At 71.4% G+C, this 13,178-nt stretch carries 15 protein-coding genes; 7 read left to right on the top strand and 8 right to left on the bottom strand.

Annotated elements, in window-relative coordinates; all coding sequences use genetic code 11:
- Positions 1-34 precede the first annotated feature (34 nt).
- Positions 35-766 (bottom strand): tetratricopeptide repeat protein, encoded by a 732-nt coding sequence (locus ACTZWW_RS13550; RefSeq protein WP_444781491.1) that lies wholly within the window; start codon positions 764-766, stop codon positions 35-37.
- A gap of 149 nt (positions 767-915) precedes the next feature.
- Between ACTZWW_RS13550 and ACTZWW_RS13545 the strand changes: the two genes are divergently transcribed.
- Positions 916-2,340 carry a M20 family metallopeptidase gene (locus tag ACTZWW_RS13545; protein ID WP_444781490.1) on the top strand — a complete coding sequence of 475 codons (1,425 nt, stop codon included), beginning with the start codon at positions 916-918 and terminating at the stop codon, positions 2,338-2,340.
- On the opposite strand, the gene ACTZWW_RS13540 is transcribed toward ACTZWW_RS13545, so the two are convergent.
- Entirely contained in the window at positions 2,337-2,747 is a 411-nt protein-coding gene (locus tag ACTZWW_RS13540) for a PIN domain-containing protein (protein ID WP_444781489.1), read from the bottom strand. The two genes, ACTZWW_RS13545 and ACTZWW_RS13540, sit on opposite strands and share 4 nt — an antisense overlap.
- A gap of 125 nt (positions 2,748-2,872) precedes the next feature.
- Between ACTZWW_RS13540 and ACTZWW_RS13535 the strand changes: the two genes are divergently transcribed.
- A complete protein-coding gene (locus tag ACTZWW_RS13535) occupies positions 2,873-3,163 on the top strand; it encodes a hypothetical protein (RefSeq protein ID WP_444781488.1) in 291 nt (96 codons plus the stop codon).
- Positions 3,164-3,204: 41 nt separating this feature from the next.
- Here the strand turns inward: ACTZWW_RS13535 and ACTZWW_RS13530 are convergent, their stop codons facing one another.
- Entirely contained in the window at positions 3,205-3,474 is a 270-nt protein-coding gene (locus tag ACTZWW_RS13530) for a hypothetical protein (protein WP_444781487.1), read from the bottom strand.
- A 133-nt stretch (positions 3,475-3,607) separates the two neighbouring features.
- On the opposite strand from ACTZWW_RS13530, the gene ACTZWW_RS13525 reads away from it, so the two are divergent.
- The 3 genes from ACTZWW_RS13525 to ACTZWW_RS13515 all read left to right on the top strand — a co-directional run bounded on the left by ACTZWW_RS13525 (position 3,608) and on the right by ACTZWW_RS13515 (position 6,150).
- Positions 3,608-3,949: a helix-turn-helix domain-containing protein gene (locus ACTZWW_RS13525; RefSeq protein WP_444781486.1), complete on the top strand. Its 342-nt coding sequence runs from the start codon at positions 3,608-3,610 to the stop codon at positions 3,947-3,949.
- Between the two features lie 114 nt (positions 3,950-4,063).
- Positions 4,064-5,701: a fumarate hydratase gene (locus ACTZWW_RS13520; RefSeq protein ID WP_444781485.1), complete on the top strand. Its 1,638-nt coding sequence runs from the start codon at positions 4,064-4,066 to the stop codon at positions 5,699-5,701.
- A gap of 11 nt (positions 5,702-5,712) precedes the next feature.
- Positions 5,713-6,150, top strand: coding sequence for an acyl-CoA thioesterase (locus tag ACTZWW_RS13515; protein ID WP_444781484.1), 438 nt, complete (start codon positions 5,713-5,715; stop codon positions 6,148-6,150).
- Between the two features lie 9 nt (positions 6,151-6,159).
- On the opposite strand, the gene ACTZWW_RS13510 is transcribed toward ACTZWW_RS13515, so the two are convergent.
- The gene (locus ACTZWW_RS13510; protein ID WP_444781483.1) at positions 6,160-6,525 is read right to left on the bottom strand and encodes a hypothetical protein; all 366 of its coding nucleotides are present in this window, start codon (positions 6,523-6,525) and stop codon (positions 6,160-6,162) included.
- Positions 6,526-6,656: 131 nt separating this feature from the next.
- Between ACTZWW_RS13510 and ACTZWW_RS13505 the strand changes: the two genes are divergently transcribed.
- Positions 6,657-6,860, top strand: coding sequence for a hypothetical protein (locus ACTZWW_RS13505; protein ID WP_444781482.1), 204 nt, complete (start codon positions 6,657-6,659; stop codon positions 6,858-6,860).
- 467 nt (positions 6,861-7,327) lie between these two features.
- Here ACTZWW_RS13505 and ACTZWW_RS13500 read toward each other — a convergent pair whose 3' ends face one another.
- The 3 genes from ACTZWW_RS13500 to ACTZWW_RS13490 all read right to left on the bottom strand — a co-directional run bounded on the left by ACTZWW_RS13500 (position 7,328) and on the right by ACTZWW_RS13490 (position 10,242).
- On the bottom strand, positions 7,328-9,043 hold the full coding sequence (locus ACTZWW_RS13500; protein WP_444781531.1) for an acyl-CoA dehydrogenase family protein: 1,716 nt from the start codon (positions 9,041-9,043) through the stop codon (positions 7,328-7,330).
- Between the two features lie 181 nt (positions 9,044-9,224).
- Positions 9,225-9,776: an L-2-amino-thiazoline-4-carboxylic acid hydrolase gene (locus ACTZWW_RS13495; RefSeq protein ID WP_444781481.1), complete on the bottom strand. Its 552-nt coding sequence runs from the start codon at positions 9,774-9,776 to the stop codon at positions 9,225-9,227.
- A gap of 133 nt (positions 9,777-9,909) precedes the next feature.
- Positions 9,910-10,242: a phasin family protein gene (locus tag ACTZWW_RS13490; RefSeq protein ID WP_444781530.1), complete on the bottom strand. Its 333-nt coding sequence runs from the start codon at positions 10,240-10,242 to the stop codon at positions 9,910-9,912.
- 309 nt (positions 10,243-10,551) lie between these two features.
- Here ACTZWW_RS13490 and ACTZWW_RS13485 point away from each other — a divergent pair, with 309 nt between their 5' ends.
- A complete protein-coding gene (locus ACTZWW_RS13485; RefSeq protein WP_444781480.1) occupies positions 10,552-12,156 on the top strand; it encodes a serine hydrolase in 1,605 nt (534 codons plus the stop codon).
- 139 nt (positions 12,157-12,295) lie between these two features.
- On the opposite strand, the gene ACTZWW_RS13480 is transcribed toward ACTZWW_RS13485, so the two are convergent.
- A complete protein-coding gene (locus tag ACTZWW_RS13480; protein WP_444781479.1) occupies positions 12,296-13,021 on the bottom strand; it encodes a DnaJ domain-containing protein in 726 nt (241 codons plus the stop codon).
- Positions 13,022-13,178: the final 157 nt, after the last annotated feature.

Raw genomic sequence — 13,178 nt, 5'->3', positions numbered from 1 at the left:
CGGCGCGGCCTCGCATGGCGTACGGCGCCGCGCCTCATGATCGCCGAAGCCGCTCGATCCCGGCAATCACCGAGCGGAATGCACTGATCCTATGGTCACCGGGCATCGTCGCCTCCGCGCGGTCGATGTCGTGACGGGCAGCCGCTAGCTCGTTCAACTGGATAAGGGCGGACGCCCTCCCGAGCAGCGCGTTCGCCGTCTGCTGGCGATCGGCATTCGAGGCGAGCGCGAGCGTGAACGCATCGCGCGCGCGTGCCCAGTCGCGATGATCGACGTGGCGTTCTGCGGTGGCCACATAGCTCTGGAAGGCATCGCGACCCGGCGCTGCAGTCGGCCTGCTGGGCTCCGGATGGAGCGGAGTGGCGCGCGGGACGTCCGTAATGCCGGCGTCGGGTGGGCTTGGCTGCGGTTGACGGGTTGGCGGAGGAGGCTCGCGCGGAACGGCCGGCTGTTCAATTCGCCCGTTTCCAAAAGGCCAAACGCGGAGCAGCCAATCGTCCGCCTCTGGGATCACGAAGACGAATGTGCCACCGACCGCGACAAAACTGACGAACTCACCAACCTTCTTCCTCCACGGGTCCGGGAACATTTTCGTGAAGACGTAAAGGCTAATGAAGAGCAGAATGATGCCCGCGATTGCGGACAAAGGCAACCAATCGTTGTCTGTCCGACCAGGCTGAGCGCCGGGAAGCGTCCGCATCTCCACCGACTGTCCCATGAGCAACAAGGCGCCAAGGAGCAGCACTGCGCTGAACAGAAGCTTCATGACACCTCTCCCGAAGTGCGAGCTACCTTGAATTTAGCATTGGACGTGAGCTTTGCAATACCGGGGCGGGCCTTTCGCCCATCGGCAGCGCCTGCGATCGCGGTCCCGCCCCGCTCCCCTTCGCCCGCGCTGCCGGGTAGCGTGTCGCCATGACCATCGACCACACGCCCGAATCCGGCCGCTCCGACGCCATCGCCCGCGCCACCGCGCATCACGACGGCGGCGCCTTCGCCGCGACCCTCGCGCGGCTCGTCGCGATGCCGACCGAGAGCCAGAACCCCGCGCGCGAGGAGACGCTCCAGGCCTATCTCGCCGAGGCGCTCGCCCCCGCCTTCGCGGCCATGGGCTTCGAGACCGAGATCGTGCGCCATCCCGCGGGTCCCGCGCCCTTCCTGATCGCGCGCCGGCGGGAAGGCGACGACCTGCCGACCGTGCTGGGCTACGGCCACGGCGACGTGGTGCGCGGGCAGGATGCGCAATGGCGCGAGGGGCTCTCGCCCTGGGTCGTGGTGGAGCGCGACGGCGCCTACTGGGGCCGCGGTACGGCGGACAACAAGGGCCAGCACGCGATCGGCATGGCGGCGCTCGCCGCCGTGCTCGAGACCCGCGGCCGGCTCGGCTTCAACGCGACCTTCCTGATCGAGATGGGCGAGGAGATCGGCTCGCCGGGCCTGCGCGAGGTCGCGCGCGATCGGGCGGACGCGCTCGCCGCCGATCTCCTCGTGGCGTCCGACGGGCCGCGGCTCTCCAGGGAGCGCCCGACGCTGTTCCTCGGCGCGCGCGGCGGCTATCCGATCGACTTCGTCGTCGAGGCGCGGGAGGGGGCGCATCACTCGGGGAATTTCGGCGGGCTCCTCGCCAACCCGGCGATCGAGCTCGCCCACGCCCTCGCCTCGATCACCGGCCCGACGGGGGCGATCCGCATCCCGGAATGGACGCCGGGCGCCGTGCCCGAGGCGGTGCGCCGGGCGCTCGCCGACATCGTCCCCGCTCAGCAACCGAGCGGGCCGGCGCTCGATGCATGGTGGGGCGAGCCGGGTCTCACCCCGGCCGAGCGCGTGTTCGCCTGGTCGTCCTTCGAGATCCTCGCGCTCCACGCCGGCGTGCCGGAGGCGCCGGTGAACGCGATCCCCGGCCGCGCCTGGGCACGTGGGCAGCTGCGCTTCCCCGTCGGCGTCGATCCCGACGCGGTGATCCCGGCGCTGCGCCGCCATCTCGGCGCGCACGGGTTCTCGCGCGTGGCGGTCTCGCGCGCCCGCGAGGAGGTGTTCCCGGCGACCCGCACGGATCCGGATCATCCGGCGGTGGCGTTCTGCGCGGCGAGCCTCGCGCGCACGAGCGGCGCGCCGCCGGCGATCCTGCCCAACCTCGGCGGCTCGCTCCCCAACGACGTCTTCGCCGATCTCCTCGGCATGCCGACCGTGTGGGTGCCCCATTCCTATCCCGGCTGCTCGCAGCACGCGCCGAACGAGCACCTGCCGGTCTCGATCGCGCGCGAGGGCCTCGCGCTGATGGCGGGGCTCTACTGGGACCTCGGCGAGCCGGACGCACGCGCGCGGCTCGGGATCGGCTAGCCTCCGCCGAGGGTGCCGTCGAGACGCCGCGCGAAGACGCCCGGCGTCTCGACCGGGCAGGGCAGGGTGCCCGCGTGAGCGAGGAGGTGGTCGTCGCTCGTGACGAGCACCGCTCCGGCGGCGCTCGCCAGCGCCGCGAACTTGCGGTCCGACGGGTCGACGATCAGGCCGAAGGCGGACGGGTCCGGCGCGTCGTCGAAGCGGGCCGCGTCCCGAAACAGCGGCGCCACGTCCTCCCACCGCAGGCGCGGGATGCGTGTCAGGACACGGCGGGTCTCGGCCCGCGTCGCGTCGTCCCACACGAGGGTGAGCGCCTGCGCGCGCACGGCCTCCAGAATGCGCGCGGAGGCGCTGCCCGGGTTGAAGCCGGCGGCGACGAAGGCGTTGGTGTCGACGACGATGCGCATGCGCGCTCCTCGGACGGCGGGGACGGGGCGGCGTGGGGCGGGGCGGCGTGGGACGGGGCGGCGGGAACACGAGCCTCGCACGCCCCGTTCGACAGGCGAACCGTGAATCGCGCGAGGAGGAGACGATGACCGACACGCTCACCCGCGAGGAGGTCCGGGCCGTCGCCGGCCCGATCGACGACGTCACGATCGCCGAGATCATCGCGACCGGCGCCACGAGGGAGGAGCTCGCTCGGGCGCGAGCCTGGCTGGAGAACGACGAGGCCATGCTCAACGAGGGCCGCCACCTCGCCTCCGGCGGCCGCGTCGGCGCCCTCGTCGACATCCTGGCGCCGCAGGACGAGGTCGAGGACCCACGCCTTCCCGATGATCCCGGCCTCACCGAGGGCCCGGGCTTTCCCGATGAGCCCGGCTGAAACGCCGCGGCGCCGCGGGCGTCGGCCGCTCCACACGCGTTCTAGCCCCGCCGCTCCCGCGCGAGCCTGCGCCGCACGCGGCGCCAGAGGCCCTGCTCGCGGGCGTCGCCCCGGCTCCAGGCGGCGGCTTCCTTCGCGGCGGCGATCTCCAGCGCGCGCGGGCCGTGCTGCGCGCGCAGCGCCGCGACGTGCGCGTCGATCTCGGCGCGAGGCACGCGTGCGGCCCGAATCTCGTGGTCCCACAGGCCCCATGCCAGGGTCCCGAGCGGGATCGCCAGCACGGCCAACCAGAAGATGAATTCCGTGGACATAGGGCGCAACCGTATAGCGAAACCGCAATATTCCTGAATTATACTACGCTTCATGGTCCTTCGGCAATCCGGCTCCGTTCTGCCACTGCTGCGCGGGCGCGACTGTGCGCACGTCGCAACGGAGTGTCGTCTGGTGCCCCTGCCGGAGCTGTTCGGAGCCAACCTCAGGCACATCCGCAAGGCAAAGGGCCTGACGCAGAGCGTCCTCGCGGAGCGAATCGAGGTCTCCTCCGACATGATCTCCAAGATGGAGCGGGGTGCGGCGGCGCCTTCCTTCGATACGATCGAGCGTCTGTGCGCCGTGCTGGAGGTGCAACCGACGGCCTTCTTCGGCACGGGCGCCGTCCCGACCACCGCCACCGGGCCGATGGGTGCGCGGGGCATCCTCGTCCAGCGCATCCACGCCACGCTCTCCCGGGCGAGCGAGGACCAGCTGGCGCGCGCCTCCAAGATCGTGCAGGCGCTCGTCGAATAGCCGCGGGCGCGGCTCCGGCTTGGAATTCGGCCCTCCAGGCTCTATGACGCGGGCACGACGAGACGCGGCCGGCCCGGCCGCGGGCGCACGCCAGAGCCGAGACCACGCACGACCATGGCCGCACATACCGTTCCGAAGCCCGCTTCCCGCAACAGCCTCTTCCCGCTCGGCCCGGACGAGACGCCCTACCGCAGGTTGATGCAGGAGGGCGTGCGCGTCGAGCGCATGGGCGATCGCGAGATCCTCGTCGTCGAGGCCGACGCCATCCGGCGGCTCGCCGAGCAGGCCTTCATGGACATCAACCATCTGCTCCGCCCGGGCCACCTGAAGCAGCTCGCCGCCATCCTCCAGGACCCCGAGGCGACGGCGAACGACCGCTTCGTCGCCTACGACCTCCTCAAGAACGCCAACATCGCGGCCGGCGGCGTGCTGCCGATGTGCCAGGACACCGGCACCGCCATCGTCATGGGCAAGAAGGGCCGGCTCGTCTGGACCGACGGCTCCGACGAGGACGCCATCGCCGACGGCGTGCTCGGCGCCTACGAGAAGAGGAACCTGCGCTACTCGCAGCTCGCGCCGCTGTCGATGTTCGAGGAGCGCAACACGAAGAACAACCTCCCGGCCCAGATCGAGATCTACGCGGAGGGCGAGGACGCCTACAAGTTCCTCTTCGTCGCCAAGGGCGGCGGCTCGGCCAACAAGACCTTCCTCTACCAGGGCACGCCCTCGCTCCTGACCAAGGATCGGCTGATGGCGTTCCTTCGGGAAAAGATCCTCACGCTCGGCACCGCCGCCTGCCCGCCCTACCACCTCGCGGTCGTGATCGGCGGCACCAGCGCCGAGCAGACGCTCAAGACGGTGAAGCTCGCCTCGACGCGCTATCTCGACGGCCTGCCGACGGAGGGCTCCGAGGCCGGCCACGCCTTCCGCGATCTCGCGATGGAGGCGGAGATCCACGCCATGACGCAGCAACTGGGCGTCGGCGCGCAGTTCGGCGGCAAGTATTTCTGCCACGACGTGCGGGTGATCCGCCTGCCGCGCCACGGCGCCTCGCTGCCGATCGGGCTCGGCGTCTCCTGCTCGGCGGACCGCCAGGCGCTCGGCAAGATCACGAAGGACGGCGTGTTCCTCGAGCAGCTCGAGACCAACCCCGCCAAGTACATGCCCGAGGTCGACGAGGGCTCGCTCGGCGGAGACGTGGTCGAGATCGATCTGACGCGGCCGATGCCCGAGATCCTGGGCACGCTGAGCCGCCACCCGATCCGCACGCGCCTGTCGCTGACCGGCCCGATCGTGGTGGCCCGCGACCTCGCCCATTCGAAGATCCGCGAGCGGCTCGAGGCCGGGGAGCCGATGCCGGCCTACCTCAAGGACCACCCGGTCTACTATGCCGGCCCCGCCAAGACGCCCGAGGGCTTCGCCTCGGGCTCCTTCGGCCCGACCACGGCGGGGCGGATGGATTCGTACGTCGACCAGTTCCAGGCCGCCGGCGGCTCCATGGTGATGCTCGCCAAGGGCAACCGCTCCTCCCAGGTGCGCGAGGCCTGCCAGAAGCACGGCGGCTTCTATCTCGGCTCGATCGGCGGCCCGGCGGCCCGGCTGGCGCAGGACTGCATCCGCAAGGTCGAGGTGCTGGAGTACCCGGAGCTCGGCATGGAGGCGATCTGGCGGATCGAGGTGGAGAACTTCCCGGCCTTCATCGTCATCGACGACAAGGGCAACGACTTCTTCCGCGAGCTGAACCTGGGCTGAGGCGACGCGCGATGGCCGACACGCTCGATCTCGCGGCGCTGGCCGCCGACCCCCGCGTCGCGATCGCGCGCGACGTGCTGCGCTTCTCGGACTGCGACTCGCTCGGCCACGTCAACAACGTCGTCTACGCCACACTGTGCGAATCCGGGCGCGTCACGTACCTGCGCGAGCGCCTGCCGCAGGCGGAGCGGGCGGGGGTCGCCTTCGTCATCGTCAAGCTCGAGATCGCCTTCGAGGCCGAGCTGCACTACCCCGGCACGGTCGAGACGGCGACCTGGCTCTCGCGCATCGGCCGCACCTCGTTCACGCTCTCCCAGGCGATCTTCTCGGGCGGTCGCCGCGCGGCGACCGCCGCCGGCGTCTGCGTGGCGATCGATGCCGGCACCCGCCGGCCGGTGGCGTTCGAGGGGGAGACGCGGGCGGAGATGGAGCGGCTGGTGGTGGGGTGATGCGAGCCCTCACCGCGGCAGCGTCACCGCGATCGTCTCCCCACCGAGCCCGTGCACGCCGTCGTGGGCGCGCACCGTCACCGACCCGATCTCCTCGGGGATCACGACGCCCGGGAGCGTGCGGGTGAAGGGTTGCTCGTCGACGTGCGGATGCGCCAGAACCCGCGCGCCCAGCACGGTGCCGTCGGGGCCGACGATCTCGAACCGGTCGGCGTAGTGGTCCCAACCTTCGTCGGCGTGGCGGACGGTCACCGCGAAGCGCCAGGTGCCGCCCGTCTCCTGCGCCACGGAGACGTCGACGACGTCCGCCTCCCCCGCCGGCGCGGGAGAGGCGAGGGCGCACAGGGCGCAGGCGAGCGTGAGGGTGTGTCTCATGCGCGCGACGGTAGCTTCGCGACGCCGGACCCGGAAGGCCCGACCGCCCCGCTCGCGAGATCGTGCGAAACCGCGACCGGGTCCCCGCGCGTTGACGTTTCGTCCGACGTCACCCGTGAAAGGGGAACGCCATGAGCGATCCGCAGAAGACGAAGAGCACCGAGACTCCCACGAAGCCCGAGGACGCGCCCGCGCCCAAGCGCGAGCAGGCGGGCCTGACGCCCGAGCCGCATACCCGCGAGGAGCAGGAGGCGATGATCGACGAGGCGCTGGAGGAGAGCTTCCCCGCCTCCGACCCACCGTCCTACACAGGGACCACCAAGGGTTCCGACTGACCGCTGCGCGCGAACTCTCCTCCTCCCTGATGGGAAGGGGAGGGGTGGGGGGAAAGAGCGCAACGCCGGTGCCAGCCGGTCGCCCAGCTTTGGCATGGGCGTAGAGCCCCTCCTGCCCGCCCCACACCCCCGACCCCTCTCCACGAGGGAGAGGGGAGAGCGTCGGCGGATTGCATCGGCGTCGCGCTCTTCGGACGGGCCGCGCCGCCGACGACAAGCGAGCGGGGGCTCCCCTCTCCCTCGTGGAGAGGGGCGGGGGGTGTGGGGCGCTACAGGATAAGGCGCGGCGTCGATGCGGGCCTATGCAGGTGGAGCGCGGCTCGGCTGTCGAGTGCGTCCTGCCCGCCCCATACCCCCGACCCCTCTCCACGAGGGAGAGGGGAGAGCGTCGGCGCACTGCATCGGCGTCGCGCTCTTCGGACGGGCCGCACGGCCGATGACGAGGGAGAGGGGAGAGCGTCGGCCGCTCACCCCGCCGCGTCGATCAGCCTGCGGGCGATGACCTGGGCCTGGATCTCGGCGGCGCCCTCGAAGATCGAGAGGATGCGGGCGTCGCACAGGATGCGGCTGACGGGATATTCCAGCGCGAAGCCGTTGCCGCCGTGGATCTGGAGCGCGTTGTCCGCGGCCGACCAGGCGACGCGGGCGCCCAGCAGCTTGGCCATGCCCGCCTCGAGGTCGCAGCGCTTGTCCTCGTCCTTGGTGCGGGCCGAGAAGTAGGTGACCTGGCGCGCCGCGTGGATCTCCGCCGCCATCAGCGCGATCTTGTCGGCGACGCGGGGGAAGGCGATCAGCGGCTTTCCGAACTGGACGCGATCCTCGGCGTAGCGCAGCGCCACGTCCATCGCCGCCTGGGCGACGCCCACCGCGCGCGCCGCGGTCTGGATCCGGGCCGATTCGAAGGTCGCCATCAGCTGCTTGAAGCCCTGGCCCTCGACGCCGCCGAGCAGGTTCTGCGCCGGCACGGCGAAGTCGGAGAAGGCGAGCTCGTACTCCTTCATGCCGCGATAGCCGAGCACCTCGATCTCGCCGCCGGACAGGCCCTCGTCGGGGAAGGGGGTCTCGTCGTCGCCGCGGCTCTTCTCGCCGAGCAGGATCGACAGGCCGCGGTGGCCCGGCTCCTCGGGCTTGGTGCGCACCAGCATGGTCATCAGGTCGGCGCGGACCGGGTGCGTGATCCAGGTCTTGTTGCCGTTCACACGCCAGACCTCCCCGTCGAGGGTCGCCTTCGTGCGCAGCGAGGCGAGGTCCGAGCCGACGTTCGGCTCGGTGAAGACGGCGGTGGGCAGGATCTCGCCCGACGCGATGGCGGGAAGGAAGCGGCTCTTCTGCTCGTCGGTCCCGCCGCCGAGGATCAGCTCGGCGGCGATCTCCGAGCGCGTGCCGAGCGAGCCGACGCCGATGTAGCCGCGCGACAGCTCCTCGGAGACGACGCACATCGACACCTTGGAGAGGCCGAGCCCGCCGTACTCCTCCGGGATCGTGAGTCCGAAGACACCGAGCTCGGCCATCTTGCCGATGACCTCGTAGGGGATGTAGGCGTTCGCCAGGTGCCATTCGTGCGCATGGGGCTCGACCTCCGCCTGCGAGAAGCGGCGCATCTCGCTGCGGATCGCCTCGAGCGTCTCGTCGAGGCCGGCGTCGCCGACGGTGGCGGAGCCCTGGCCCTCGCGGATGAGCGTCACGAGCCGGGCGCGGGCCTGCGGCGTGCTGCCGCTCTCCACGAGCCGCTCCAGCGCGGGCGTGACGAACGTCGCGACGTCCTTCGCCGAGAGGCCGAGCGCGGAGAGCCGCACGATCTCGCTCTGGCTCATCGGGATGCCGGTGAGCACCTGCGCGCAGTACTCGCCCGCGGCGACGCGGCTGACCAGCGCCTCGACCTCGCCGAAGCGCCCCTCCTCGGAGAGCCGCTCGGCATAGGCGGCGATCTCGCGGATCGCCTGGGCGTAGGTGGCGAGCCAGGCGAGGCCGTGGGTGGCGTGCTGCTCGGCCTCCATGAGCGTGGCCGAGACCTCGCCGCCCTCGATCACCCGTGCGCGCACGCGCCGCGTCGCCTCGGCGAGTATGGCGTCGACGGCGGTGGCGGCGCCGCGCAGCAGCGCGGGAAGGTCTGCGACGTCGTCGGAGCCGGGCGTCTGCGTGCCGTGCGTCTCTGTGCCGTGCGTCTCGGCGATGGCGGGCATGGCGTTCATCGGCACCTCCTCGAAGGCTCGGCGGGTCGTCGCGAGCGGTAGTCGTGATCTCTCGCGATGCAGCATAACGCGTGCGGCCGGGTCTGTGATCCGCACTTTGGTCGGAGCCGCGGGGGTGCCAAGCGCGGCGCGACGTCACGCGACGAAGGGCGAAGGGAGCGCAGGGGGCGGCTCAGGCGCCCCCGTCCGGCTCGGCCTCCACCCAGCTGTAGCGGAAGGTGCAGCGGGGCGCGCCCTGCATGATCGTGGTCTTCCGCTCCATGCGGATGCGCGGGTCGTAGCCCTGGCAGAACGTGCCGTCGCGATTGCACGAGAGCAGGTGCCCCACGCCGCCGAGCCCCATCTCCTTGTAGGTCTCGGCATAGCGGCAGCGCACGACGTCGAAGTCGAAGCGCGTCTCGCTCGCCTCGAGCACCTCGACCTCGAGCGCGCCGCCGCGCGTCCAGTTTTCGTAGAGGGCGATGAAGTCCGCCATCGAGGTGCCGCCGCGCTCGCGCTCCGCCGCCTCGGCGAAGCGCCGCCCTTCCGCGATCGCCGCCTTGCGGATCGCCGCGTCGAGGATGGCGGAGGCCTGCGCCTCGCCGAGAGCGGCGACCATCTCGGTGAAGATCGGGCCGATCACCTCGGCCTGGAGACGGCGCTTGACCAGAACGGGGATGGCGGCGAGGTCGTGGGCGGCGTCTTCGGGGACGTCGCTCGGGTCGTGTCGGGCGTCCTGGGGCATGCCTGGCTCCGTCGCGGTGCGACGGGGAGCCTAGCGGATGGCGCCGAAAACGCGAAACGCCCGGCCGTGGGGCCGGGCGTCTCGACGAGGCTGGCGGGACGGCGTGGTCGCCGTCGCGCCCTGGCCGGTCGGATCACTTGGCGGGCTTCGCCATCATGGCCTCGACGGGCTTCATCGCGTCCTTCATCAGGTTCGCGTAGAGCTCGCCCATCTTGCTGGACTGGGCCACCATCGACTCGTAGGCCGACTTGACGTAGTCGGTCTGGATCTCGATCGCCTTGTCGAGCGTCTTGGCGCCGACGAGCTTCTCGAGCGTCGCGGTCGACTGCTCGAAGGACTTCTTGGCGAAGTCCGTCGACTCGACGGCGATCTGCTGGGCGCCCATGGAGAACGCACCGAGCGCCTTCATCGCGGCGTCCATGTTCTCCTTGCCGAGCTTCTGGAAATCGTCGAACTGGTTCATCATCGTCATATTCCTCCGGCGCGCGGCGCGCCGCGTCTGGCATGTCCGTGATCGAGCGCCGCCCCGGCACCCGTGGGTGAGGGCGGCCCCGCGCCGCGGACCGGTCCGCGACATGCCTTGATATGTGCACTGCAACATGGATGTCAAGTTTATTGTGCGGTGCAACATATCCGCGGAATTCCCGATCGTGGGCTTAACCCCTCCGTAACCGCGGTTGCCTCATGATTGACATCGTGGCGCGCCAGTCACGCGCCGGGGATGGGCTGACCGACAACGTTCGAGTTCACGACCGAGATACGGGGACGGTCTTCGATGGTAAAGCGTAGCGTTTTCGCCGAGCGCGGGCTTCGGCTCGCGTTGATGCTCCTGTGCGGGCTCGCGGCACTCCTGGTCCACGCTCCCCGGGCCGAGGCCGCCTACAACCCGCCCTACGCCGCGTTCGTGATGGACGTGAAGACCGGAGAGGTCCTGCACGCGGAGAACGCCGACGCCCGGCGCTACCCCGCGTCGCTCACCAAGGTCATGACCCTCTACATGCTGTTCGAGCAGCTGGAATCGGGGCGCCTGCAGCTCGATTCCCCCCTGCGGGTCTCGGCGCGCGCGGCCGCGGAGCCGCCCTCGAAGATCGGCGTGCGCGCGGGCTCGACGATCGCGGTCGAGGCCGCGATCCTCGCCCTCGTGACGAAGTCTGCCAACGATGTCGCCGCGGTCGTCGCCGAGAATCTCGGCGGCTCGGTCGAGAACTTCGCACGTCAGATGACCGAGCGCGCCCGTCAGCTCGGCATGTCCAACACCACCTTCCGCAACCCGCACGGCCTGCCCAACAGCGGGCAGGTGACGACGGCGCGCGACATGGCGACCCTCGCGGTGGCCATCCAGGACCGCTTCCCCCGCTACTACGGCTACTTCCAGCGCCGCAGCTTCGCCTTCGCGGGCACGACCCATCGCAATCACAACCGCCTGCTCGGGCGTGTCGAGGGCGTCGACGGCATCAAGACCGGCTTCATCCGCGCCTCCGGCTTCAACCTGATGACGAACGCCAAGGCGAACGGCCGCCACATCGTGACGATCGTCATGGGCGGCCGGTCGGGCGCGCACCGCGACGGCATCGTCGAGCGCCTCGTCGAGCGCTTCCTGCCCCGCGCCTACGCCGGCGCCCGCCGCACGCCGATGCTGCTGGGGCCCAACGGCACGGTCTTCGCCGCGCTGCCGCCGCGCCGCCCCGCCGACATCGATCCGCCGGTGCTCGTCGCCGCCGCGGCCCCCGGCCAGCCCCTCGACCTCACCCGCATGCGCCCCGCGGTCGCGACGGCGGCGGGCGACACGACGGTGACACCCGGATCGCTGCGCGCCGACGGCGGCGTCGTCCCCGCCTCGGCGAGCGCCTTCGCCGCGGTGCGCGATACCGCTCCGTCCGGCGTGCCGCTGCCGCCCGCGCCGATCCCGGACGTGCGCGAGACCGCCTCGCTCTCCGGCGCGGCCGCCGGACCGGTCGCGGTCACCGCACCTCTCCCGCCGATGCCCGCCCGCGACGAGGCGCCCGTCGCCGCGAACGCGCCGGTCGGCGACACGGAGCCTGCGGCCGCGACGGAGGAGATCGTCGTCGCCTCCGCGGACGCGACGATCCCGATCCCGCAGGCCGAGACACCGCCCGCCCGCACCTACGCGCTCACCGAGTGGGTGATCCAGATCGCCGCAACGCCGACCGAGGACGCAGCGTTCGACCTGCTGCAGCGCGCCCAGTCGCGCGCCGGCAGCCCGCTGCGGTCCGCAGCCCCCTTCACCGAGGAGGTGCGGTCCAACGGCGCGACGCTCTACCGGGCCCGCTTCACCGGGTTCGAGGACAAGGAGACCGCACGCGACGCCTGCCGCCGCCTCGAGAGCGCGGGCTTCGACTGCTTCGCCGTGCGCAGCTGACGCGCGGCTTCCCCGGAGCGACCCGCCGCCCCGTCGGCGGCGGGCGTCCTCTTCCCCGAAATCCTCAGCCCAGCGAAAGGGCGGCCGGAGTCGACCGGCCCAGCGTTCACCCGTCGTCAGGTTCATCGCGCGTGGAGTATCAGCGATGTCTGCTCAGCAGGACTTCCTTGGCCTCGTTCACCCGGGCCGCGAGATAGGTCGAGCCCCCCTGGTCGGGGTGGAGCTTCATCATCAGGCTCCGATGCGCGCGGCGAACGGCCTGGGCATCCGCCCCCGGCTCAAGCCCCAGGATCTGGTAGGCCTCCTCTTCCGTCATCGCGCCCGGCTTCGTCTCGCGAGCCGCCCCCGCGTCGGCATCGCCCTGCGAGTCCTGACGCCATCCGGGAAACCGGCGGTCGAAATACGCCTGTAGCAGGCGCACCCCGTCGGGGTCGGACGCGACGGCCTCCCGGTAGAGCGTCTGGAGCGCGGCCTCGTCGAGCTGCGAGAGCCTCTTGCCGGAGAGGGAGCCCGCGAGAACGGTCCCGTCCATGTCGCCGGTGTCGTGGGAGAGCTCCATCTCGAGCAGCGCCGAGCGCACCCGCGAGACCTGGCCGGTCGATTTCCTCCCGCCCCCGCCGCCGAGCCCCGGGATGGCACGCGCCCAGGGCAGGCTCCAGCCGAGCAGCCAAGCGCCGAAGCCGCTGACGAGCAGCGCCATGTCGAAGCGCCCGCGCACGGCGAGCAGCAGCGAGAGCGCGATGAGCGCACCGCCGCCGACACGCTTGACGAGGCGCGAGACGTCCTTGGGGTTCGACCGTGCGAAGGCGCGCATCAGCCACCAGAAGGCGAGGACGGCGCCGAGGCCCCAAATCAGGTTGATCATCACCGTCCGTCCGGGCCTCCGCTCTCGACGCCTCGCCTCGTCATCGACCGCCGCCGCCCGGGCCGCCACCCAGGTCGGCGAGGAGGCGGCGAGCCTGCGGCTCGCGGGCGGCGAGCCGCGCGAGGCCGTCGCGCCCGCCGCTCGCATAGGCCGCGGC

The organism is Salinarimonas sp. NSM (assembly GCF_052380005.1).
Taxonomy (GTDB): domain Bacteria; phylum Pseudomonadota; class Alphaproteobacteria; order Rhizobiales; family Beijerinckiaceae; genus Salinarimonas.
The sequence above is the reverse complement of the archived record's forward strand: the minus strand, read 5'-3'. Positions and strand labels throughout refer to the sequence as shown.